18 protein-coding genes and 3 pseudogenes are annotated in these 19,837 nt (G+C 73.2%); 9 read left to right on the forward strand and 12 right to left on the reverse strand.

Going from position 1 to position 19,837, the window contains the following annotated elements; genetic code table 11:
* The 3 genes from ABD946_RS40240 to ABD946_RS40250 all read right to left on the reverse strand — a co-directional run.
* The coding region (locus ABD946_RS40240; protein ID WP_425558816.1) for a 1-deoxy-D-xylulose-5-phosphate synthase N-terminal domain-containing protein at nucleotides 1–583 on the reverse strand (583 nt) is incomplete at its 3' end.
* A gap of 57 nt (nucleotides 584–640) precedes the next feature.
* Nucleotides 641–1,681 (reverse strand): polyprenyl synthetase family protein, encoded by a 1,041-nt coding sequence (locus tag ABD946_RS40245; RefSeq protein WP_345290677.1) that lies wholly within the window; start codon nucleotides 1,679–1,681, stop codon nucleotides 641–643.
* 173 nt (nucleotides 1,682–1,854) lie between these two features.
* Nucleotides 1,855–2,697, reverse strand: coding sequence for a geranyl diphosphate 2-C-methyltransferase (locus ABD946_RS40250; protein ID WP_345290678.1), 843 nt, complete (start codon nucleotides 2,695–2,697; stop codon nucleotides 1,855–1,857).
* A gap of 733 nt (nucleotides 2,698–3,430) precedes the next feature.
* On the opposite strand from ABD946_RS40250, the gene ABD946_RS40255 reads away from it, so the two are divergent.
* Nucleotides 3,431–3,880 (forward strand): hypothetical protein, encoded by a 450-nt coding sequence (locus ABD946_RS40255; RefSeq protein WP_345290679.1) that lies wholly within the window; start codon nucleotides 3,431–3,433, stop codon nucleotides 3,878–3,880.
* A 115-nt stretch (nucleotides 3,881–3,995) separates the two neighbouring features.
* On the opposite strand, the gene ABD946_RS40260 is transcribed toward ABD946_RS40255, so the two are convergent.
* Nucleotides 3,996–4,952 (reverse strand): AraC family transcriptional regulator, encoded by a 957-nt coding sequence (locus tag ABD946_RS40260; protein WP_345290680.1) that lies wholly within the window; start codon nucleotides 4,950–4,952, stop codon nucleotides 3,996–3,998.
* A gap of 431 nt (nucleotides 4,953–5,383) precedes the next feature.
* Here ABD946_RS40260 and ABD946_RS40265 point away from each other — a divergent pair, with 431 nt between their 5' ends.
* Nucleotides 5,384–7,003, forward strand: coding sequence for an SGNH/GDSL hydrolase family protein (locus ABD946_RS40265; protein ID WP_345290681.1), 1,620 nt, complete (start codon nucleotides 5,384–5,386; stop codon nucleotides 7,001–7,003).
* 408 nt (nucleotides 7,004–7,411) lie between these two features.
* Here ABD946_RS40265 and ABD946_RS40270 read toward each other — a convergent pair whose 3' ends face one another.
* The 4 genes and pseudogenes from ABD946_RS40270 to ABD946_RS40285 form a co-directional block, all read right to left on the reverse strand.
* On the reverse strand, nucleotides 7,412–8,809 hold the full coding sequence (locus ABD946_RS40270; protein ID WP_345290682.1) for a serine/threonine-protein kinase: 1,398 nt from the start codon (nucleotides 8,807–8,809) through the stop codon (nucleotides 7,412–7,414).
* Nucleotides 8,806–9,606, reverse strand: coding sequence for a serine/threonine protein kinase (locus tag ABD946_RS40275; protein WP_380149538.1), 801 nt, complete (start codon nucleotides 9,604–9,606; stop codon nucleotides 8,806–8,808). The genes ABD946_RS40270 and ABD946_RS40275 overlap by 4 nt, the downstream gene beginning before the upstream one ends.
* 312 nt (nucleotides 9,607–9,918) lie before the next feature.
* A pseudogene (locus ABD946_RS40280) lies at nucleotides 9,919–10,224 on the reverse strand (M23 family peptidase); the annotation flags it as partial.
* Nucleotides 10,225–10,755: 531 nt separating this feature from the next.
* Nucleotides 10,756–11,292: pseudogene (locus ABD946_RS40285) on the reverse strand (C39 family peptidase); the annotation flags it as partial.
* Nucleotides 11,293–12,790: 1,498 nt separating this feature from the next.
* On the opposite strand from ABD946_RS40285, the pseudogene ABD946_RS40290 reads away from it, so the two are divergent.
* The 3 genes and pseudogenes from ABD946_RS40290 to ABD946_RS40300 form a co-directional block, all read left to right on the forward strand.
* Nucleotides 12,791–13,096 (forward strand): annotated as a pseudogene (locus ABD946_RS40290) (M23 family peptidase); the annotation flags it as partial.
* 308 nt (nucleotides 13,097–13,404) lie between these two features.
* A complete protein-coding gene (locus ABD946_RS40295) occupies nucleotides 13,405–13,896 on the forward strand; it encodes a hypothetical protein (protein WP_345290684.1) in 492 nt (163 codons plus the stop codon).
* Between the two features lie 483 nt (nucleotides 13,897–14,379).
* Nucleotides 14,380–14,955 (forward strand): SsgA family sporulation/cell division regulator, encoded by a 576-nt coding sequence (locus tag ABD946_RS40300; RefSeq protein WP_345290685.1) that lies wholly within the window; start codon nucleotides 14,380–14,382, stop codon nucleotides 14,953–14,955.
* A 157-nt stretch (nucleotides 14,956–15,112) separates the two neighbouring features.
* Here the strand turns inward: ABD946_RS40300 and ABD946_RS40305 are convergent, their stop codons facing one another.
* From ABD946_RS40305 to ABD946_RS40320, 4 genes are all read right to left on the reverse strand, one after another.
* Entirely contained in the window at nucleotides 15,113–15,436 is a 324-nt protein-coding gene (locus ABD946_RS40305) for a hypothetical protein (protein WP_345290686.1), read from the reverse strand.
* Nucleotides 15,433–16,110, reverse strand: a complete 678-nt coding sequence (locus tag ABD946_RS40310; protein ID WP_345290687.1) for a hypothetical protein — start codon at nucleotides 16,108–16,110, stop codon at nucleotides 15,433–15,435. Before ABD946_RS40310 ends, ABD946_RS40305 begins: the two co-directional genes overlap by 4 nt.
* Nucleotides 16,101–16,691: an RNA polymerase sigma factor gene (locus tag ABD946_RS40315; protein WP_345290688.1), complete on the reverse strand. Its 591-nt coding sequence runs from the start codon at nucleotides 16,689–16,691 to the stop codon at nucleotides 16,101–16,103. The genes ABD946_RS40310 and ABD946_RS40315 overlap by 10 nt, the downstream gene beginning before the upstream one ends.
* Before the next feature lie 84 nt (nucleotides 16,692–16,775).
* Entirely contained in the window at nucleotides 16,776–17,252 is a 477-nt protein-coding gene (locus ABD946_RS40320; protein ID WP_345290689.1) for an Asp23/Gls24 family envelope stress response protein, read from the reverse strand.
* 225 nt (nucleotides 17,253–17,477) lie between these two features.
* Here ABD946_RS40320 and ABD946_RS40325 point away from each other — a divergent pair, with 225 nt between their 5' ends.
* From ABD946_RS40325 to ABD946_RS40340, 4 genes are read left to right on the forward strand one after another with little or no spacing between them, the layout of a single operon-like run.
* Nucleotides 17,478–17,882, forward strand: a complete 405-nt coding sequence (locus ABD946_RS40325) for an STAS domain-containing protein (protein ID WP_345290690.1) — start codon at nucleotides 17,478–17,480, stop codon at nucleotides 17,880–17,882.
* Between the two features lie 24 nt (nucleotides 17,883–17,906).
* Nucleotides 17,907–18,086, forward strand: a complete 180-nt coding sequence (locus tag ABD946_RS40330; protein WP_345290691.1) for a hypothetical protein — start codon at nucleotides 17,907–17,909, stop codon at nucleotides 18,084–18,086.
* Nucleotides 18,083–19,006: a hypothetical protein gene (locus tag ABD946_RS40335; protein ID WP_345290692.1), complete on the forward strand. Its 924-nt coding sequence runs from the start codon at nucleotides 18,083–18,085 to the stop codon at nucleotides 19,004–19,006. The genes ABD946_RS40330 and ABD946_RS40335 overlap by 4 nt, the downstream gene beginning before the upstream one ends.
* Nucleotides 19,003–19,584: a hypothetical protein gene (locus ABD946_RS40340; protein WP_345290693.1), complete on the forward strand. Its 582-nt coding sequence runs from the start codon at nucleotides 19,003–19,005 to the stop codon at nucleotides 19,582–19,584. Before ABD946_RS40335 ends, ABD946_RS40340 begins: the two co-directional genes overlap by 4 nt.
* The last annotated feature ends 253 nt before the right edge of the window (nucleotides 19,585–19,837 follow it).

Raw genomic sequence — 19,837 nt, forward strand, 5'->3', positions numbered from 1 at the left:
GGGAGCGGGCGTTGTCGTTGAGCACGACGACGACCCGTCGCTGCGGGGCGGCACCGAGGTCGTCGAGCGCTTCCAGGGCCGGACCGCCGGTGAGGGCGCCGTCGCCGACGACGGCGACCACCGCCCGCCCCGGTTCGCCGCTCAGCGCGCGGGCCCCGGCGATGCCCACGGCGTACGAGAGGGCGGTCGAGGCGTGGCCGCCCTCGATCACGTCGTGTACCGACTCGGCACGGCTGGGGTAGCCGGAGAGCCCACCTGCCCGGCGCAGGGTGCCGAACTCGTGCTGACGGCCCGTCAGCATCTTGTGGACGTAGGCCTGATGGCCGGTGTCGAACAGCAGGGTGTCGTACGGGGAGCTGAAGACCCGGTGCAGGGCGATGGTCAGTTCCACCGCGCCGAGGTTGGAACCCAGGTGTCCTCCGACGGCGGTGACCCGGTCGATCAGCAGGGTGCGGATCTGCTCGGCCAGCAGCGGGAGGACACCGGGGGCGAGGTCCTTGAGGTCGTCGGGGCCGTTCAGCCCGGCGAGCGGGTCCGGCAACCGACGGTCCGGCAGCCTGGTGAGGGTGGTGGGCGCGGTCACGGCTGCGGGTCCCTTCCTGGTGCGGCGGCCGGAGGGCGAGGCCTTCCCCGGCGGTGCTCACAGCCTCCGTCGGGTGATCAGGGCGGACAGGGCGCGGAGCTCCGCCGAGTCCTCGTCCGAGGGCAGTACGGAGTCGAGCGTGTCGAGGGCGCTCAGCAGGTGCCGTCGGGCCCGGTCCTGGGCCCACATCCGGCCGCCGGCCTCCTCGAGTACCTGGGTCGCCCGCTCCACCTCGGCCGCGCTGAGCGGACGGTCGACCGAGTAGAGCGCGCGCAGCCGGCGCGCGGGCTCGGTCGTCATCGCCAGCGTGGCGACCACCGGCAGGGACTTCTTGCGCACCCGCAGGTCGGCACCGACGGGCTTTCCGGTGACCGCCGGGTCGCCCCAGATGCCCAGCAGGTCGTCCACCAGCTGGAAGGCCAGGCCGAGTTGACGGCCGAACGAGTCGAAGGCCGCGACGACTCCGGGAGGCGCGCCGCCACTGAGGGCACCCAGCGCGCAGGACGCCCCGAGCAACGCGCCGGTCTTGGCCTCGGCCATCGTCAGGCAGTCGTCCACGGAGACCGTCGCGCGCCGTTCGAAGGAGCAGTCCAGATGCTGCCCCTCGCAGAGCTGGGCCACCGCGACGCCCAGTCGGCGCAACGACTCGGCCAGTTGCGGATGCTCGTGCCGGGCGAGCACCCGGGGCGTCATCGCCAGCATGGCGTCACCGGCCATGATGGCGTCGGCCGTCCCGAACGCCTTCCAGGCGGTGGGCCGGTGACGCCTCGTCTCGTCCCGGTCCACCACGTCGTCGTGGACCAGGGAGAAGTTGTGCGCCAGTTCCACGGCCGCGGCTGCGGGGACCGCGTCCTCCAGCCTTCCCCCCACGGCCTTCGCGGCCGCCAGGGCCAGGGCGGGACGGAGGGCCTTTCCGGAACCGGTCGCCCGTTCCACGCCCTCCGCGTCCCACCACCCCAACTGGTATCCGGAGACCAGGAGCATCCTCGGGGGCAGCTCGCCGAGCGAGGAGCGCAGGAGGTTGTCGGCGAGATCACGGGCCCGGTCCAGGAGGAAGCCGGTCCGATTCTCGTGCTGGTCGGTCCAAGTCGTGGCCATCACAGTTCCCTTCCCGTCGTTGTCGGTGCCCTGGTGGCAGGTGTGCTCCCACCGGTGCGAGCCCGTCGCCCGCCGCGCCGCCGGTCGGCGACGGCAGGGAGGCGAGGGGCCGACGGCGGACCCGAGGGTGCCGTCGGCCCCTGCCGTGCTCGCCGGTCGACGCCGGCGGCCGGTCAGATCCGGTCGGCGGCGATCAGCAGGTACTGGAAGCTGCCGTCCTTGTAGGAGCTGAGGAAGGCGTCCTCGATGCCGGTGGTGACCGAGGAGTGGGTGCGCAGCTCCCAGTAGGGGATGGTGGCGGGGGTGAGGTTCTCCACGTGCACCGGGACGAGACGGTTGGCGGCCATCGCGGCGAAGTACTCGGAGCGGGCGTGGATGTTGCACTCGTAGTGCGCGTTGATGGTGGAGACCGCCTTGGAGGGCTGTCCGTAGACGTCGTTGTAGCAGCCGGTGATGGTCACGTAGCGGCCGCCGCGGGCGAGCAGCGCCGAGTGTGCGGCGAACAGGTCCTTGAGGTCCACGTACATGGTGGACTCGTTGTTCCAGATGGCCTGGTAGGCCCCGGGGGTGAAGCCGGTGTCGAGCATGTTGCCGACGTGGTAGCGGACCTTGTCGTCGATGCCGAGCTCGCGGGCGCGGCGGTTGGCGAAGTCGACCTGCTTGGAGGAGAGGGAGATGCCGTCGGCGTGGCAGCCGAAGGCCTGGTGGGCGAGGACGGAGGTGCCGCCGCGGCCGCAGCCGGCGTCCAGGATCCGCTGTTCCGGCTTGACCTCGCCGAGGTGGTGGATCAGCAGGTGGGCCTGGGCGGTCTCCAGGCGGTGCATCTCGTTGATGATCGCCTGGTCCCGGTCCGTCTCCGGGGTCTCCAGGACCGACCAGTCGACGTCCCCGACGCCGTAGTGGTGGTGGTAGAGGCCGTCGACGTCGCCCAGGCGCAGGTTGACGGGGCGCTCCTCGGCGTTCCAGTAGGCGGCGATGTCCTGCTGGTAGCGGCTGTGCGGGGTGACGGTGGTCATGAGGTGGTGTTCCCTTCGGTGCCGTGGGTGAGAGGAGAGGGGCGGAGGTCGGTCCGGGGAGGTGGCAGAGGTGGTGGCCGAGCCGGCGACGGCGTCGGTGATCGTCGGACGTTTGGCAGGAGTCGGCCGACGCGCGGTCAGGTACTCCCAGGGGGACGGGACCCGCCCGTCGGTCTTCCGACCGAACCCCGCCGGGGCGGGATCCCCGCGGCGGTGGTTCCACCTCGGCTCATCGGGCCGGTTCCACGTGCGCCCCACCCGGGTCGAGCGCAGGAGTTCCGTGCTGCTCGCCCGGGGACTGCGGGCCGCAGTGGATCCAGTAACCCACCGCCTCCGCCCGCCGGGTACGGACGGACGGGGCCGCGCTTGTTGAACCCGTTCCGGTGTTGAACGCGGTCCGCGAGGCCTCCGCCCGCCGGAGGAAATGCCGCCGGTATTCCCGGGTGGTGTGGCGTGCGCGAATCCGGCTCGGTGTGATGATCATTCGGATTTCGTTTTCGCGCTCCGCCGGATTCGCCTGGGCGACTGCCGATGCCGACTCGGCTGTCCCATGATTTCGGCGGTGCCATATGCGCCAATGATCACCAAATCTGGCATATGCAGAACGAATGGGACAAGAATGCTGAACCGGAACACCCGCTCCGGAGTTGCCGGGTTTCCTCCCTCGAGGCCACGCAGTCGCGGCACCGGTACGACGGCCCCATCGCCGTACGACGGCCTCGCTCCCGGCTCCGTGAGCGGTCCTGCCGCCGCCTTCGACCTCGCCATCGCCGTCCACGACCAGGACGCCGAGAACGTCGCGGACGTCATTCGGCGGCTCCGGGCCTCGGCCCATGCCGGCCATGCGGCCGGCTGCTGCGAACAGCAACTGAACATCCTGCTCACCGACGCGCTCACCCAGGCCGGTGTCCAGGCGAAGGACATGGCTGGCACGATGCCGGCGGCACTCCTGGCCGAGCGCATCGAGCAGTACCTCACCGTCCTGGCCTACCCTCCGGAGACCGACCGGGCCGTGACGGGCCTGGTCTCCGGTGACCTCGATCCGCTGCGGCAGCTGCGGGGTACCTGCGGGCTGCTCGCGAGGGCGGTGTCCGCCGTGGGGCTCGGTCTGGTGGTGTGGTCACCGTCGCGCCACCGGGGGCTGCTGGAGGCCGAACGGGCCCGCTTCATCCGCCAGTTGTGAGGGGAGGTCGGACCTGATCGGTCCGCGGCGGCGGGCCGGTGCCCCGCCCGGCCGAGGTCGGCGTTGTGGGCCGGGGACCACCTCTACACTCCTCGCCCCTGCCGGCCCGCGGTGGTCAGTGGGCCAAGCGCAGAGTGGCGCCCGGGGTGGTGCGGTAGGCGGCACGGTAGGCGCTCGCGAAGTGACTGGAGTGGGCGAAGCCCCAGCGCATGGCGATCTCGGTGACGGTGGTGCGGCGGGGGTCGGCCGCGAGCAGTTGGCGATGGGCGGCGGCCAACCTGATGCGGCGCAGGTGCGCCAGTGGCGTGGTGTCCAGGTGTCTGCGGAAGGCGTACTGCAGTGCCCTGGGGGTGACGTGGGCCGCGGCAGCGAGCTGGGCGAGTGACAGGTCCTGGTCCGCGTGGGACTCCATGAACGCGATGGCCCGGCGGACGGTGGCCGGAGTGGCGTCGATGCTGTCGGCCGGGCGGCGGGCGTCGCGGGCCGCGTGCGGCAGGGCGGACAGGGCGACCGCGGCCAGATGGCGGGCGGCCGTGCCCACCAGGAGCTCGTGCGCGTCGGCGCCAGGTGCGTCGAGCACGTGGTCGCGCACGTACGCGATGGCACCGGCCAGCCGCCGCCCGGCGGCCGCGTCGACCGGCCGGTCGCCGGTCAGCCGGACCGGGCCGTCGCCCGGGGCGGTCGGTGCGACGTCGTCCAGCAGCGTGGTGTCGAAGAGCACGAGCGTGTATTGGGCGGCCCTGACCTCGCCGCGGTACGGCTGGTCGGGTGGGGCGACCAGGAAGGCGTCCCCGGGGCCGTACACCTCCTGGCGCCCGCCGGACCGGACCTCCAGCGTCCCGCTGTCCATGCCGGCGAGGCAGATCCGGCCCAACTCCCGTGCGTCGTAAGCCATCGGGTACCCGATGGCGAGCCGGTCCACCGTCATCGGGCCGACCGCTCGCCGGTCGATCCGCACCCTGCCGTTCTCGACCGGCCCACCGATCCGCATCGGGGTGTAGGCCAGCGACAGGAACGCCTCGGTCTCCTCCGGATCCACGCTGTCGAAGCGCAGGGACTGACCCACCATCATCAACCGCCAACGAGCTCGTGCTTCCTCGGGTCGCTCCTTCGTTGCGCCTGGCCACGTCGAGCAAGCGGAATGTAACAGAAGGTGCCGGTCCGGGGCGGCGGCCGGCGGGGCAGGGGCACCGTCGACAGGAGCGCCGTGTTGACGGGGGTCGGGTTCGCCCCTGCCCGGAACGGCCCTTCGCGTGCCTTGTCCTCCGGGCTGATAGGGATATATGCGTGCTGGTCCGTGCGAGGGGAAGATTTCGTGCCTGCGTACTGGGTGCCAGGGTCGGATGGCGATTCCTGGTGTCATTTTCCGTGGACGCCCATGGGTGGAGAAAGCCGGATTCTGACACGGCTCTGTGCCGCGCGGCTGGTGGCTCGACGCCTCTTTGTGCCCGCGAAAGGGCGGCCGAGGTTCCGTTTCCGTCCAATTCCTGGAGAAGGAAAAGAATGACGAAATCGCGTACGTCCGTCGCCCGCGCGTCCCGGAGCCGGCGGGCCGCGCTCGTCTGCGCCGTCGCGTCGCTCACCCTCGCGGGCACCGGCGGGACCGCCTACGGCTTCTGGTGGTCCGGGCCCCCGGCCGGCGTTCCGGGGCAGGGTGGTCACCGGGCGGCCGTGCCGCCGCCGATCAAGATCATGCCGATGGGGGACTCCATCACGGAGGGCTGGGGCACCACGGACTGGGGCGGCTACCGCAAGCCCCTGCTGCCGTTGCTGCACCGCGCGGGGTACGACGTCGACTTCGTGGGATCGCGGCGCAGGGCCGAGAACACCGACAGCGGAGACCCCGACCACGAGGGGACTTCCAGCATCCGGATCGAGGCCCTGGACGCCAATGTGAACAGGGACAATCTGGTCGGCAGAGCCGCACCCGACTACGTGCTCCTGCACATCGGCACCAACAACATGACGACGGGGTCCGACGGAGTCGCGGGGCTGCTGAAGACCCTGATCGGGGACGTTCGGAAGCAGGCGCCGAATGCCAAGATCCTGGTGGCGTCCATCATTCCGTACACGCACCTCGGCTGGCGGCCGACGGAGAGACCGAAGTACAACGCCGAGCTGAAGACGACCGTCGAGGCACTGGCGCAGACCGACAAATCCATCATCTACGTCGACATGTCCAATGCCGTCGACCCCGCCACGGACCTTCCCGACGCGCTGCACCCGAACGCGAACGGCTACGCGAAGATGGCGAAGGTCTGGGCCGACGCACTCGCACCGGTGCTGCCCGCACCCTCCGGCGGCCCCATCCTCCAGGACAATCCGCACTTCCAGACCGTCCGCGCGGTCCCCGCCGCGCCGAGCGCGCTCGGCGTCAACCTCTGGTCCAACCAGGGCTCGGCCATCACCCGGGCCGAGCCCGGTTCCGACCTCAACGCGGTGGCGCCGACGGTCGGCAAGGGCATCAGCACGACCTTCACCACCAAGCCCGACGCCCCGGTGACCGTGACCTACCGGGTCAAGAGGAGCGCCGGCCAGGCACCGGGCTGCACCAGCTCGGTCGACCAGCTCCGCCTCCAGCCTTCCGCCGGCCCCGCGCAGGACGTCACGGCGACCAGCGACTGGACCGACCACTCGTTCACCTTCACCCCGACCTCCACCCAGGGAAGTCTGAACATCACCGCCCTGGGCGGCGCGAGCGGAGCCTGCGGTCCCCTCGTCACCAGCGTGATCGCCCGTCAGGACACCACGCCGTCGCCCACTCCTACGCCGTCGCCTACGCCGACTCCCACGCCGTCGCCTACGCCTACTCCCACGCCGTCGCCTACGCCGACTCCCACGCCGTCCCCAACTCCGAAGCCGACCCCTTCGCCCACGTCGCCCCAGCCCGTGAAGCCTGTCGTCGCCCCCACCGCAGCCCCGGACGGCGGCTCCCGGCACACTGACGCGCACACCCCGGCGGCCAGGGACAAGTACAAGGCGCAGTCCGCCGGTGGTGCACTGGCGGTCACCGGCACGTCCGCCGGGCTCGCGGCCGGAGTCAGCGGTTCCCTGATCGCTCTGGGTGCTGTTCTGGTCCGGCGTTCCCGGCGGAGGAACGAGACGAACGACCACGGCGCGTAGCCCTCGGCAGAGGAGCGCGGCGCCGTCTGCGCGCCGTCCGGGCTGGTGCCAGCGCATGGCAACCGGCCCGGACGGCGCGGGTGGTCGACCCGGCTACGCCGGCTCGGGTTCGAGGCGGGCGCGGGAGCGCAGGAGGGTGCCGTAGCGGGGGGCGTGGAGGTACCAGTCGGCGATTCCGGTGACGAGGTGCTGGTGGGTCCCGTTGCCGGGTGTGTGGGGTGCGGGGTCAGCTGGTGCCGGTGGCGGGTTGTGTGCTGGTGCGCCGAGCGGGTGGCCCGGCCGGGCCGCGAGGACGGAAGCGGCCCCGCAGGCCCGTGGCGCCGGCGACCACCGTCACGCTCCTTCCGCCGTACGGTGGCTCGCGGCGGCGACCATCCCGCTGTGGACCGTCACCGTCCTGACCCGTCGTCAGGGCAGCAGGTGGGACGCGCATTCGGCGAGGGCGGGGTCGTCGTGGGTCCGGACGGCGGGCAGCCAGCCGTGGCCGCTGGGGATCTCCGGGAGGAGGACCCGGAACCAGCGGTCGTTCCCGACGCCGGTCTCGTCCGCGACGCGGTCGCCGTGGTAGACGACGCAGTCGGCGGTCAGGACGTCCCGGTGCCAGACCCGGTGCTCCGTCACCACGTTGGAGGCGTCGTACTTCCGGAGCGGGTCGCGCGCCAGACCCAGACTGCACGACCTGAGCCGCTCGCTCTGCTGCTGGCAGGCCGTCTCGATGTTGAAGACGGTCACGGGAGCACTGGCGACGGTGGTGGGCCCGTCCGCCCGCTCCCACGGTGCCAGCAGAGCCACTGCCAGACCGGCTGCCACCGCGGCGGCGAGGCCGATCAGCGGCAGCCGCCGACGCCACCGGCCGGCACCGCCACGGCCGGTCCGGGCGGCGGCCCGGACCCGGGGGAGCAGTGCTTCGGCACTGTGCCAGCTGCGTTGGGCCGGATCCGCGACCAGACAGTCCGCGAGCACTCCGAGCCACCGCTCCGGGACCTGTCGGTCGAGCCTGAGCGGAGCCTGCCCGGCCGCGTACTCGTGCAGAGCGGTCTGCCGGGCGGCCGGGGTCGCGCCCGGGAAGGGCAGCGAGCCGCCGGTGAGCAGCTGATGGGCCGTCACCCCGAACGCCCAGACGTCCAGACCTGTCCGGACGGTGACCCCGCGCTCGCCGAGCGGTTCCGTCCACCGCTCCGGCGGCAGGTAGTCCGGCGAGCCGACCGGCGGGGCGTAGCCGTGGGTGCCCTCGATCCGGGCGGCCAGGCCGAAGTCCGCGAGGCGGACCGAACCGTCCCGCGCGAGCAGGATGTTGGCGGGTTTGAGGTCGCCGTGCACCCAGCCCGACCGGTGCAGGTGCGCCAGTGCCTCGCAGACCTCCACGAGGATCCGTCCGGCCTCGGGCAGCCCCGGGTCCCCGCCCTCCTCGGTCCGCGCGGTACGAGCGGCCAGCGCCTCCGACAGGCTGGTCGCGGCACGCTCCATCACCAGTACCACGGCGCCGTCCAGCACGGGGTGGTCGGGATCGGAGACGACGACGGTGTCGAGCAGCCGGATCAGCCCCGGGTGGGCCGCCTCCCGGCCGAACTCCACCTCGCGGGTCGCGGTCTCCGACAGCTGTCGGGCCTGCCGGGGGGCCATGCCCTGCGTCGAGAAGACCTTCAGAGCGGCCTCGGCCGGCATGCCGGTCCCCTCCGCGCCGCGCCAGCGCGCGGCGTGCACGGTGGCCCAACTCCCGGCCCCGATCAGCTCGGTGACCTCCCAGTCCCCGATCCGGTAGCCGGCCGGCACGGCCTCCTCGGTGCACTTCCTCTCCGTGATCATGCCGCTCTCCCCTGCGGGGCGATCGACTCCGGTCCACCGGCGAAGTCCGCCGGAACGGTCGGGCACGGGCCGGCCAGCAGCCCGAGGTGCGCCTCGTGGACCAGGCCGAACCGCAGTGCCGCGTTCACCAGGCCCTCCCTGCGCCAGTCCAGCCGTTGTCCGGCGTCTCCCGGCCGCTTGATCCGCAGTTTGTGACGCGCGAGGTAGTCCAGGTGGAAGCTGACGGCCTGCTCGGTGAGCCGGCCCGCGGCCGGGTGGCGCTGCAGCCGCTCCGCGACCTGCCGCGCGGTCGGGATCGCGGCCGTGGACTCGTCCCGCAACCGGGCCTCGCAGAGAGCGGTCAGCACCAGGAAGTACACCGCCGACTCGTCCAGCGAGAACGGTGTCAGTGTCGCGGCCCCGTCGAGCCCCGCGTCGGCACCGCCTTCGAGGTAGGCGTGGGCGGGCGCGAACACCTGGAACGCCACTGGCTCGGTCCGGGTGGGCAGCACGACCCGGGCGAACTCGAACGGCACCGGGGCCCGCAACCGTCGGGGCGCCACCCGGAAGTACTCGCCGGCTCCCTCGGGGTTCTCCACCAGGTAGCTCTGACCGCTCGTCAGATTGCTCAACTGCCAGTAGTCCTCGGTGGCGCGGAGTTCTCCGGCGAGCCGGGGCACGGCCGGGTCGGCCAGCTCGATGTCGACCGGACAGCCCGGGGCGCCCCGGCCGAACCGGACCGTCCGTCCCGGAGCCACCTCCACCGTCACGGGCGTGCGCCCGTACTGCCCTGGCACGTGTACGAGCACGCTGGCCACAGCCCCTCCAAATTTCCGCCGGATGAACCCGAAATGCCAGGTCAGGGCATAGGTGCCGGCTGATCCCTGCTCGGGAGGCGCGACGGTACCACCGGTGGTCCGCGGTCAGGAAGGTCAATCCGGTGCGGCGAATGGTTCGGGCTCGGCCGATTGGTGCGGCTCTTGGCGTGTCCCCCGCCACACCCGTGAGGTGCCGTCGATCGGCGGGGTGGGAACCCCGTCGTCCGGCGGGGGTCGGGCGGGGCGCGAAAGGCCCGTTCCCGGAGAGCGGGTGCTCTCCGGGAACGGGCGGGCAACGACGGGATCCGGGGTTCAGCAGTTGGGGATGTCGGTGCCGTTGTTGTCCTTGGCGACGTCATTGCCCCAGCGGCTCAGGTACAGGGCCGAGACGTACTGGTTCTGCCACGGGCTGCCGGTGTCCAGGTCGGTGCGCAGCCACCAGTGGTTGTAGTCCGAGCCGTTGCGCGCCTCCGGACCCCACACCCGGCAGTACACGAAGTTCGTCCCCGCGTTCAACGTCCCCGTCCGCGCGCCACTGCCGGCCTGGGCGTAGCCCGGCGCCGCGGCGAAGGTGTCCACCCAGAACTTCCCACCACCGGTGGAACCCCCGCCCCCACCCGCACAGTTGGGGATGTCGGTGCCGTTGTTGTCCTTGGCGACGTCGTTGCCCCAGCGGCTCAGGTAGAGGGCCGAGACGTACTGGTTCTGCCACGGGCTGCCGGTGTCCAGGTCGGTGCGCAGCCACCAGTGGTTGTAGTCCGAGCCGTTGCGCGCCTCCGGACCCCACACCCGGCAGTACACGAAGTTCGTCCCCGCGTTCAACGTCCCCGACTGCCCACCACCACCCGGCTGCTGGAACCCCGGAGCAGCCGCGAACGTGTCCACCCAGAACTTCCCACCACCGGTGGAACCCCCGCCGCCGCCACCGCCGCCACCGCCGCCGCCACCACCGCCGCCACCACCGTTGTCCGGCGGGGTCGGGCTCGCGCCGGAGGACAGCTTGGCAGCGTACCCCCGGTCACCGATCAGGTTCTCCATGTTGACGGTGGAGGTCTGCCAGGTGCGCGGCACGCTGCTCCAGCGGGCCCGCTGGTTCGGGTCGGGGTTGGTCGGGTCGTTGCCCCGGCCCTCCGCGCTCGGGTCGGCCACGATCACGCCGTTGCCGTAGTCGGTGTAGCCGACGATCGTGACGAAGTGCGTGAGGTCGGCGCCCGGCAGCGGGTCCGGGTAGTTGGTGGGCTTCGCCACGCCCTGGTTCAGCTTGGTCCGCGTGACGATGATGTTGGCGACCAGCGGGTGCCCGTTGTCGATGCTGTGCACCAGGTCGTTCTTGAAGTCCGCCCGCGAAGCCGGCCCCGGCGGGTAGGACATCATCCGGTAGTCGTAGTCGGCCGCCCGCCGGTAGTCCGGAGCGTAGCGGTTGAGCGCGTTGACCACCCGGGTGATGTCCCTGGTCCCGTTGTCCGTGGTGCCCATGTCCCGGGCGTACGTGGTCTGGCTGTGCGGGGTGTCCCCCAGCCACCCCTTGAAGGCCATCTGCACGGCGGCCGGAGCGCACCAGCTCGGCGTCTCCTGTCCGTACCAGGTGTACGGCACCACCGACGTGCCGGGCGTGCCACCCCCGTTGTCGGGCGGCAACTGTGCCTGCGCCGCCGGTGTGCCCATCAGTACCGCCGCGCCGGCCATCAGGGCGGTGGTGCCCACCGCCAGCGCTCTGCGGAGTCTTCCTCGCACGAGGACGTCCCTTCGTTCACGATCCGGTTCTCCGTTCCGGCCGTTCAGACCGTCGGGGCCATGAACTCTCGAACGACCGGATTCCCTGCGGCAGTTGATCCGCCGGGTGTCGGATCCCGAGCATGGGGCACCGGCGGGTGAAGGGGTATCTACGACCTCCTAGGGAGGTGGCGGCCGCCCCTCTATGACCTGGTAGGTACCGGGCCGGGAGGCGGTCGGGTTTGCTGACCACCGACACCGGGAGCGGGGTCCCCCGACGGACCGGACGGAAGCGGCTCCGGCGTCCGGCGCTGCCCCGGTGGTGGCAGCGCCGTCACCTTCAGGAGAGAGAACCATGGAACGGACACATCGCGGCAGGGGCCTGCAGGCCGCCACCGGAAACGTACCGGCCGATCCGCGTCGACGGATTCGAGGGATGAGCCCGACGGCATCGATGCCCGAGGGCCTGCGAGGCCTGCTGCGGCTGGCACTGCTCCCGCTCCTCGCGATCGCCCTGCTGCTGCCCGTGCTGGTGGCCGGCCCGGCCCACGCTCAGATCCCACCGAGTGAGGGCGGATCCGCTCCGGGCGGACCGATCAGCCGGAGCGAGGTGCTCGCCAGGGCGGAGGGGTGGTACGCGTACGAGAAGAGCCTCAAGTACGACTCGGACCAGTGCTACCTCACCGGGATCGGGACGATCCGCAACGACTGGCAGGGGGTCGGTGGTTGCGAGCAGCGGGGGTACTACCGCACCGACTGCTCGGGCTTCGTCTCGATGGCGCTGAACCTCGGCCACAGCTACGCGGTGGTGGAACAGGGCTCGTCGCTGACGCACCCGTCACTACTGACCAGGATCGACAAGTCCGACCTCCTGCCCGGTGACCCGCTGGTGCACCTCGACTCCGTGCACGACAAGCGGCACGTGCAGCTCTTCGACATGTGGACCGACGGCTCGAAGAGCAGCTACTGGGCCTACGACTTCGGGGCGACACCGATCAAGCACAAGGTCTACTCGTGGGACGGCTCCTGGTTCACCCCGTACCGCTACAACAAGATCGTCAATGACACCACGGTCCACTTCCTGCCGCCGGGCAGCTCCGTGCCGCCGGACGTGGACGTCCGCAACATCCGCTACTCCGTGATGAAGAACGACGACATCGTGCAGGTCGGCGGCGGTTCCTCGGGCGCCGGTGGGAAGTTCTGGGTGGACACGTTCGCGGCTGCTCCGGGGTTCCAGCAGCCGGGTGGTGGTGGGCAGTCGGGGACGTTGAACGCGGGGACGAACTACGTGTACTGCCGGGTGTGGGGTCCGGAGGCGCGCAACGGCTCGGACTACAACCACTGGTGGCTGCGCACCGACCTGGACACCGGCAGCCCGTGGCAGAACCAGTATGTCTCGGCCCTCTACCTGAGCCGCTGGGGCAATGATGTCGCCAAGGACAACAACGGCACCGACATCCCCAACTGTGCGGGTGGGGGCGGGGGTTCCACCGGTGGTGGGAAGTTCTGGGTGGACACGTTCGCGGCTGCTCCGGGCTACGCCCAGGCCGGCGGTGGCGCGCGGACGGGGACGTTGAACGCGGGGACGAACTACGTGTACTGCCGGGTGTGGGGTCCGGAGGCGCGCAACGGCTCGGACTACAACCACTGGTGGCTGCGCACCGACCTGGACACCGGCAGCCCGTGGCAGAACCAGTACGTCTCGGCCCTGTACCTGAGCCGCTGGGGCAATGACGTCGCCAAGGACAACAACGGCACCGACATCCCCACCTGCTGAACCCCGCCGAACAGCGCTGACCAAGCGTCAAGGACCGCGGCGGCCCCGATCCAACGACGGTGGCTGCCGCGGTCGCAGCGCGCCGATCGACGACGCGGTGAGGGCTACCGATCCGCGCCGGACTTGGCGAGGTTGGCGGGCGGTACCGGTGACCGTTCCGGCGCGGGTGTCCCTCGGCGCTGTCGGCACCGGCCGCGGTGGGTTGCCCGCCCGCATCCCGGGCCGTCACGCCGTGGTTGCGCCGGTCGGAGCAGTGGAGCGGTCGGTCCCGCGACCGCCGGGTGGGAACGGTCGTTGGTGCGGACGTGATGACCGACTCTGAATCCGCTGCCCTGGCTTCGGCCGGGGTGGTCGGGCGGATCGCCGCCTTCGACCTCGCGCTGGCCGTCCTCGAACAGGACGGCCCGGCGGTCGCCCGTGTCATCGGGCGGCTGCGGACGTGCGGGCAGGCCGAGCAGGCGGCGCACTGCTGCGAACTGCACCTGAACGCATTGCTGACCCGCGCGCTCCAGCAGGCGGGGGTGCCGGCGGGGGCGGTCGCCACGTCCATGCCGGCCGAGGCCCTGGCAGAACGCATCTCCACACTGCTGGACTTCCTGTACTACCCGGTGGAGACCGAAGAGGTCGTCGCGGCCTTCGTCGCCGGTGACCTCGGGCCGCTGCGGGGCTTGCGGGGCACGCCCGGCCTGGTGGCCCGGGCTGTCGCGGCGGTGGGTCTCGGCCTGGTCGTCCGGTCGCAGTCCAGGTTGAAGGCTCTGCTGGAGGCCGACCGGGCTCGGCACGTCCGTCACCAGGAGTAGAACGGCCAGTGCCCGCCGGGCCGGTCCGCCAGGTCCATGCGCCTGCGTCAGCAGGAGCTCACGCCGGTCGTGGGTCAGACGCCGTGACAACCCGGCGCGCTCCCACGGCACGGTCTTGAGCCGGGGCCGCAACGTCACCCACCCCCCTTCGCACTCGACTCCGTTGGGCTTCGCCGCTCCGCGGGACCTGCGCCGACGTGACGCCGGGGACGGCGTCGTACCGGCTCCCGGGACAGCGCGGCGCGACGTCCGCCGCCCGCCGCGACACTGTCCCGCCACCGAGATCGCCGGCCGACGACTCCTGAGCGGAGCGTCGGCCCGCCCGGGGGATCCGGCCGGGCCGCGGAGCCCCCGGATGCAGGAGTGCCGCGTCGCCGTCGTGCTCGTTGAGACTCCCGTGAACGCCGATCCGCCGCTCGCTCCGTGGGAGCAGAACCGATCCGCCCTCGCCCGTGCAGGTGGAGCATGAGGAGCGGGAGCCTGTTGCGAGCCGCAGGCCGACCCAGGTCCGAGGCGGGCTGCGCCGTGCCGGTGATGCTGCGCCTGGTGCCCTCCCCGGGGGAGCGCGTACGACTTCCCGGTCACCTGCGCTACGCCGCGGCCGACCCCTACGCGGTCCGGCTCGACTGCTGGGCCGGACCGGGGGCCGAGGCGGTCCGGTGGACCTTCGCCCGGGAACTGCTGGCCACGGGTCTGCGCGAGCGGTCCGGCGTCGGGCGGGTGACGGTTTCGCCGCCCACCGCCGTCCACCCGGAGCACCTCGTGATCGTACTCAGGGGCTCCGCGTCCACTGCGGCCCTGCTGGTACCCGCAGCGGTGGTGCGGGAATTCCTCGCCGTGACGGAGCGTCTGGTGCCCACCGGTACGGAACACCGGTACGCGAAGCGCGCGTTGCGGCTGCTGCTGGGGCCGAGCCGGTCCGTCATCGACCGGACGCGGCCCTGCGGCTGGGCGGGGCGCCGCCGAGCGCGGGCAGGTTCCACCACGACGGGCGCCGCCGCGGGCCACCACCCCTCCGACGAGGTCGCGCCGTCCGCGGGCCGGCACCGGGGGAGGTGAGCCGGGCCGGGGTGCCCGCGCGGGCCCACCGGTCGGCGGGCACCCCGGCCCGGCCCGCGGACGGCAGTACGGCGTGGGCGCCGCTTCGTGGAGCGAGCGTGTGCGCGCCGACGGCGCTCTCCCCGGCACGCCCGCAGCGCCATCGCGCGAACGGTCGTCAGGGAAGCGGGCGGACGGCGTCGAGGCAGGCGGTGACCACGACCTCGACGCGGGTGCCGTCCAGGCCGGGGCGGCGGCCGAGGCCGTGGGTGACGCGGGCGCGGACGGCGCGGGCGGTGGCGGCGGCCTGGTGGCCGGGCCGGACCGCGAGCCAGACCTCGACCGTGGCGGGTTCGGTCGGGCGCAGGCGTACCCCGGCGGCGGTGCCGGGCCGGGAGGTCAGACGGTCGGTCAGGCGGGGGCTGAGGTAGGCCACGCCGGGGAGGCCCGCGACCCAGCCGGCGATGTCGGCTTCGAGCGCGCGGCGTTCGTCGGGGGTCATGAGGCACCGTCACTCTCGGGGAGGAGGTCCCGGACCGTGACGTCGACCCGGCGCAGTTCGAGGCCGAGGCGGACGGCGGCGGCCTCGGTCACGGCGGACCGGACCAGGGCGGCCGTCTCCGGGAGGGGGCGGCTGAGGTCGGCGAAGACCTCGACCGCCGCGAACAGCGGGCCGGGCGCCAACCGGCGTGAGGAGAAGGTGAGTTGGCCGCGCTGCTGCGGCGCGTCAAGGGGGGCGATGCGGCAGCTGCCCGCGCACACACCGGGGAGCGCGTCGACGGCGGAGCGCAGCACGGCCGCCGCCGCCGAGCCGGTGACCCAGTCGTCGCCGTCCGGGTCGAGCGGGACGAGCGGGCCCGGGCGCAGTTCGGTCCGGACCGCGGTCATCAGCCGTTCGAGGAAGGCCGGTTCGTCGGGGAGGTGCAGGTCCTCGTCGAGCGCCGCACGCACCGTCAGCTCCAGACCCTGCCGGGCGTCGAGGGCGGCCGCGCAGTCGGGGCAGTCCTCGTGCCCGGGGGCGGGACGGCCGTTCTCCCAGAGCAGGGCCAGGTCGGCGCCGCAGGTCAGGGTCTCGGAGCCGGCCGCGTCGGAGTCGGCCGGGTCGAGGTCCGCCGGATCGGCGCCGGCCGTCGCGGCGTCGCGGCCGTCGGGGTGGTCGGCGTCGTCTAGCGCCATGGTGCCATCGCCTCCGTCAACTGTCGGCGGGCCCGGAAGATCCGCCCGCGTACTGCCGGTTCACCGATCCCCGTCACCTCGGCGATCTCGTCGTAGGTCATGCCGTGCAGTTCGCGCAGCACCCAGCATGCCCGCTGCTCCGGGGTGAGGGTGGCCAGCGCGGCGCGCAGACCGTCCACCGAGGCGTGCGACTCGGCCGCCCGCTCCGGCAGGTCGGCCGGGTCGGTGCTGGCCGGTTCCCGCGCCTCGTCCAGCGGCACCTCGGTGCGGCGGGCCCGCAGCGCGTTCAGGCAGCGGTTGGTGACGATGCGGTAGAGCCACGTGCCGAAGGCGGAGTCGCCGCGGAAGTCGGGCAGCTTGCGCCAGACCGCCAGACAGGCCTCCTGCACCTCGTCCTCGGCGGCCTGCCGGTCGTCGAGCATCCGGGTGGCGAGGGCCAGCATCCGCGGGGTGTGACGGCGCATCAGTTCGGCGAAGGACTCCTGGTCGCCGTCCCCGGCCCGGGCGGCCAGCACCTGGTCCGGCAGCGCGGCGAGGGAGGGCCCGGGTCGGGCCTGAGGGGTCGGTGGGGACTCGGGCATGGCGGATCCGTCGCTCCGGGAGGTGGTCGTCGCGGCAGGCGGGCGGGGCGTCGGCCGCCCCATCCGGGCAAACGCCCACCGGCGTCAGCGGACACGGGTGGACGGCGTCTGCTCCTCCTCCTCGTCCTCGTCCGGGAGGTGGACGTCGACCACGTTGATGTTCACCTCCACCACCTGGAGGCCCGTCATGCGCTCGACGGCGCCGATCACCTCCTCCCGGACCTCGGCGGCGAGGTCGGCGATGGCGACGCCGTACTCGACCACCAGGTCGAGGTCGACGGCGGCCTGCTTCTCCCCGACCTCCACCTTGACGCCCCGGGTGACGCCGTTGGAGCGCCCGCCCGGGACCCGGTCGCGCACCGCGCCCAGGGCGCGGGTGAGGCCGCCGCCGAAGGAGTGGACGCCGTCCACCTCCCGCGCGGCCATGCCGGCGATCTTGCCGACCACCTGGTCGGCGATGGCGGTACGGCCTCGCTCACCCGACGGCGGAACCGGCCGAACCTGCGGTGCGGACTCGGCGGGGCGGACGTCCTTGCGGGCGGTGGTCTCGGTGACGGACACGGTGGCCTCCGGTGCTCGTGGTGGTGGGTCGCCGTCTTGGACAGCGGGCGGCGCGGATTCCTCACGCGGGGCGCGGGAGGAATCCCGCGCTCCGCCCGTCCGGGGGAGCCGGAGGCCGGGTCCGTTCGAAAGGTTCGGAGCGACCGCGTGAGGAATCAGCGTCCGCCGGTGTCGAACCAGGCACCGGAGCGCGCACGGCGCACCCCGTGGAAGGAGAGCACCGCCATGACGACCCTGCTGCCCGTCGTTCGGGTCGACCACGTCCACCAGGGCTGCGCCGGCCCCTGTGAGCAGTTCCACTGCGCGGTCGAGCGCCGCGACGGCGGCCTGTACCTCGCCCCCTGCGGTGACCTCGACGTCCTGACGCTGCCCCAGCTCGCCGACCCCCTGTGCCTGATCGGGCCGGGGACGGCGTGGGTGCGGCTGGACCTGTCCGGGGTGGGCTTCATGGACAGCAGCGGCCTCCGGCTCCTCACCCGGGTGCGCGAACGCTGTGCCCGGGCCGGAGCCCGGCTGGAGGTCTGCGGGCTGCGTCCCGGACACCGCCGACTGCTGGCCCTGCTCGACTACACCCTGCCCGGCCAACGGCCGGCCGACGCGCCGCCGGAGCCGACGCGGCCCCGGAGCTGACGCACCATCGGAGGAGGAACCGCCGTGTCCCACACCCACACCGGCCTGATCGCCGGCCTCGCCCTCGGCCTCGTTGCGGCGTTCGGCGGCTTCACCGCCTTCCTGCTGGTCGCCGCCCTCGGCACCCTCGGTCTGCTGCTCGGCAGGTGGGCCGACGGCGGCCCCGGCCCCGCCGAACTCCTCCACCGGGGGGAGCGGCGATGAGCACCAGGTCCACCTTCGCCCCGCCCCGGGAACGCGGCGGACTCCGGATCACCGACCGGGCGCTGTCACGGATCGCCACCCGGGCCGCCGCAGGATCGGCGGCGTCCGGCGCTGTGACCTCCCGTGGCCGGGTCCGCCGCCACCGGGCCGGCGCCGACGCGGCGCTCCGACTCGTCCTCCGCTACCCGGGACCGCTGGCGCGGGAGGCCGGGCAGGCCGTCCGGGCGGCGGAGCGGGCCGCCGACGCCCAGGCCGGCGTCCGGCTGCGCCGCACCCGGGTCCGGGTGGTGTCCCTGGAGCCGCAGGACGGGGCACCCGGGCTGCCGCCCGGACCCGTCGCTTCGGCCGGGCACCCCACCGCACCCGCCAGGGCCCGCCGCGCCGCGCACCGGTGGACCGCCCGCCGGATCCCCGCCGCCGTGCTGTCCACCGTCGGGCTCCTCGCGGCGACTGCCTGGTGGTCGGCCCGGGTACGGGGCGTGCCCCACCCGGCCGCCGTGCAGCGGGTCCTGGACCAGCTCGCCTCGGCGCGGGTGGGCGGCCTCCCGGTGCTGGCCGCCGCCGTGGCGGCCGGGATCCTCGGGCTCTGGCTGGTGCTGCTGGCCGTGACCGGCCGTCGGCCGTCCGGCTGGCGGCTGCCCGCGGCGCGCGGCACGGCGGTGGTCGAGGTCGACCGGAGGCTGGTCGAGCGCGAGGTGCGGCAGGCGGTCGGAGCGCCCGGCCGGTTCCGGGTCAGGGCCGCCCGGACGGTGCGGATCACCGTCCGGGCCCCGGTCCCCGCCGACACCGTACGGGCGGCCGCCCGGGACGCCTACGCCCGCCTCGGCTTCGACGGCCCGCCGCGGACCGTCGTCCGCGTACCCCGGCCCACCGGCCCGGCCGCCCGTACCGGCACCCGCGACCACAGCACGGAGGAATGATGCGACGCACCGTCAACCGCGCGGCCCTGGCCCTGGCCGGACTGGCCCTGCTGGCCGCCTCCGGAACGATCCTGTCGGCCGCGGCCGGTCTCCTGTCCACAGGCGCCGAGCCGTCCTGGCTGCCGCGCACCCCCGACTCCCCGCTGCTCACCCCACAGCTGGCGAACGAGCTGTCAGTGGAACGGAGTTGGGACCATCCGGTGGCCCTCGCGATCGCCGCCGCCGGGCTGCTCTGCCTCGTCCTGCTGCTCGCCCAGCTCCTCTCCCGCACCCCGTCGACCCTGCGCCTGCGCACCGGCGGACCGGGCACGGGGGACCTGCGCACCACCGCGCTCACCGAGGCGGTCCGAGCCCGTGCCCTGCTCGTCCCGGGCGTGGCCGATGGCGTCGCGCGGCTCACCCGCGGCCGTCGCCCGGCCCTCGAACTCACCGTCAGGCTGGCCGGGCCGACCGCACCGGCCGCCACCGTCGACCCACTGCTGGCCGTCCTCGCCGAGGCGGCCGACAGCACCGGGCTGCCCCTTCGGCTGCGGTTGCGCCTCGCCCCGGCCCGCATCGGACGGCGGCACCTGCGGTGACTCACGGCTGACGGATGATCAGGACCGGCCGGAACCGGTACCGCTGGGCGCAGGACCGGTGCGGGCGCCCGCTGCGGGATCGGACACCGGGCTCGTGGTGGACGCGGCCGAGCACGCCCTCGGCGGTCCCGGCCGTCGGAACCGGCCGCGCCGTCGGGACCGGTCACATCGGGTACGGAGGACCGAACGGGCGGCTTCCGCACCGCTGCGGCGCGCCGTTCGGGGACCGGGCCGCCTCGGGCGCGAGGGTGGG

It is taken from the genome of Kitasatospora albolonga, from assembly GCF_039535905.1.
Classification (GTDB): Bacteria; Actinomycetota; Actinomycetes; order Streptomycetales; family Streptomycetaceae; genus Kitasatospora; species Kitasatospora albolonga.